At 45.8% G+C, this 2,991-nt stretch carries 2 protein-coding genes and 1 pseudogene; all 3 read left to right on the forward strand.

Features of this window, described 5'->3' with window-relative positions:
* Nucleotides 1-252: pseudogene (locus Q0191_RS09075) on the forward strand (Zn-dependent alcohol dehydrogenase); the annotation flags it as partial.
* A 458-nt stretch (nucleotides 253-710) separates the two neighbouring features.
* Nucleotides 711-2,378, forward strand: a complete 1,668-nt coding sequence (locus Q0191_RS09080) for a ribonuclease J (RefSeq protein ID WP_297665813.1) — start codon at nucleotides 711-713, stop codon at nucleotides 2,376-2,378.
* Between the two features lie 160 nt (nucleotides 2,379-2,538).
* Nucleotides 2,539-2,991, forward strand: a 453-nt coding sequence (locus tag Q0191_RS09085) for an alpha/beta hydrolase family protein (protein WP_297665815.1), incomplete at its 3' end; no start/stop codon positions are given.

Genomic DNA, 2,991 nt, shown 5'->3' on the forward strand with positions numbered 1-2,991 from the left:
TTAGGTTTTGTTGGTGTTCCTCATTGCGAAAAGCATCCGATTGGTTCCACCTTTGCTCAAAACATCACAGTGGCAGGTGGTGCAGCCTCTGTCACTACCTATGACAAGCAACTCTTACTGAAAGCAGTCCTTGATGGCGACATCAATCCAGGCCGCGTCTTTACTTCCAGCTATAAACTGGAAGAGATTGACCAAGCCTATAAAGATATGGATGAGCGGAAGACTATTAAGTCCTTGATTGTCTTTGACTAAGGTTTGTCAAGATTATCATGCTAGGGGATGTTAAAGACACTCAAAGGAATTTGGAGTTCTGAGATATCAGTAAAACGATTTGCAAGGATTCCGGATCTTCAGTCTTCCACAAATTATAGAAGAAAGAGTGGCTTTTTAGGAAGTCGAAAAGGGGACGTTGCTAGCGTCTTCTTTTTTTGCTATAGTGGAGCTAGAGAAGAGATTGACTGGAGCGCAGCTACACTTTTAATCAGGAAGAAGTGACCAGAGACTTGCTGTATCAAACTACTATCCTTAGATTTGCTGCTCATTCTATAGGTTTCCTTTGTTTTGAAAAAAGCGTGAAAAAATGCTATAATGACTAAGATGTGCAAACTTTGTTTGCAAAACTGTAATTCGACTTGGCTTGCCAAGGACCGTTAGTAATAAAATCAAGGAATCTTTGATAAATGAGATTCTAAAATCGAATAGGAGTAAAAATGAGTAAAAGCACTATTAAGCTGATTACTTTGGGCGGCGTCCGTGAGAATGGGAAAAATCTCTACGTCGCCGAAGTGGATGATTCCATTTTTGTATTGGATGCTGGGCTCAAATACCCAGAAAATGAGCAGTTGGGAGTAGATGTCGTCATTCCCAACATGGATTATTTGTTTGAAAATAAAGACCGAATTGCAGGTGTCTTTCTGACTCACGGTCATGCGGATGCCATCGGTGCACTGCCTTATCTTTTGACAGAAGCCAAGGTACCGGTTTTTGGTTCGGAGTTGACGATTGAGCTAGCCAAGCTCTTTGTCAAAAACAATGACGCTGTTAAGAAATTCAATGATTTTCATGTTATCGATGAAAATACAGAGATTGAATTTGGCGAAACGGTTGTCTCTTTTTTCCGGACGACCCACTCGATTCCAGAGAGCTTGGGAATTGTTGTTAAGACGCGTGAAGGCAATATTGTTTATACAGGAGATTTCAAGTTTGACCAATCTGCCAGCGAGTCTTATGCGACCGATTTCGGACGTTTGGCTGAGATCGGTCGTGAGGGCGTTTTAGCTCTCTTAAGTGATTCAGCCAACGCTGACAGCACCGTGCAAGTGGCTAGTGAAAGCGAGGTTGGCCGTGAGATTACGGACACGATTTCTGATTGGGGTGGCCGTGTCATCGTAGCAGCGGTTGCCAGCAACCTGTCTCGGATCCAGCAGGTCTTTGAAGCTGCGGCAGAAACAGGTCGTCGCGTCGTTTTGACAGGTTTTGATATTGAAAATATCGTCCGTACGGCTATCCGCCTCAAGAAATTATCCTTGGCGGATGAGCGCCTTTTGATCAAGCCTAAGGAAATGTCTAAGTTTGAGGACCATGAGCTGATTATCTTGGAGACGGGTCGGATGGGTGAGCCTATTAATGGCCTGCGCAAGATGTCCATTGGTCGTCACCGTTATGTAGAAATCAAAGACGGAGACTTGGTTTATATCGTTACAACGCCATCTATTGCCAAGGAAGCAGTTGTGGCGCGTGTGGAAAACATGATTTACCAAGCTGGTGGCGTGGTCAAGCTGATTACCCAAAACTTGCGTGTATCTGGCCATGCCAATGCGCGTGACTTGCAGCTCATGCTCAACTTACTACAACCCAAGTATCTCTTCCCGATTCAGGGAGAGTACCGCGGACTGGACGCCCATGCCAAGGCAGCCATGGAAGTCGGGATTTTACCAGAAAACATCTTGATACCTAAGCGTGGTAGCATCATGGCCTACGAAAATGGCGACTTTGTGCCAGCTGGAGCAGTGTCAGCAGGCGATGTCATGATTGATGGAAATGCCATCGGTGATGTGGGCAATATCGTCCTGCGTGACCGCAAGGTCTTGTCTGAAGACGGCATCTTCATCGTGGCCCTTACGGTCAACCGTAAGGAGAAGAAAATCATCTCCAAAGCCAAGGTTCATACTCGTGGATTTGTCTATGTCAAGAAGAGTCGTGACATCCTGCGGGAGAGTACTGACCTGATCAATAAGACAGTGGAAGACTATCTGGCTCAGGAAAGCTTTGACTGGGGCGAGCTCAAGGGAGCGGTTCGTGATAGTTTGGCTAAGTTCCTCTTTGAGCAGACCAAGCGCCGGCCGGCTATTCTTCCGGTTGTCATGGAAGTTCGCTAGAGTCACTCGAGGGAGCAACTTTCCCAGTATTTTGCAGAGAGAAAGTCGAATATCGGCTTTTTCTTATCTTTTGGCGGTCGCAGAACAGGCTTTGCTTTCGGAGTGTGGCTGGCTGTGCTGCCTAGTCAAGAACAGTAGTTTTTACGAGAGGAGAAAAAAGATGGCAGTGATGCAGATAGAATATTATTCAGAAGCCTTGGAGATGGAGTGGGGAGTCAATGTTCTCTATCCAGATGCGTCGCGCGTGGACAAGCCAGATGATAAGGATATTCCTGTTTTGTATCTGCTTCATGGTATGAACGGGAATCACAATAGCTGGCTCAAGCGTTCAAATATTGAACGTCTAGTTCGCTCAACTAACCTAATTGTTGTCATGCCGAATACCAGCAATGGCTGGTACACCGATACTCAGTACGGTTTTAACTATTATGAAGCCATCGCTGAAGAGCTGCCACGGGTCCTCAAGCGCTTTTTCCCCAATATGTCTGATAAGCGAGAGAAGAATTTTATCGCTGGCCTTTCCATGGGCGGCTACGGATCCTTTAAGCTGGCTCTCAAGTCTAACCGCTTTTCATACGCGGCTAGTCTTTCTGGCGCTTTGAGTTTTCTTGAT

Source organism: uncultured Streptococcus sp., from assembly GCF_938036805.1.
In the GTDB taxonomy this organism is placed as follows: Bacteria; Bacillota; Bacilli; order Lactobacillales; family Streptococcaceae; genus Streptococcus.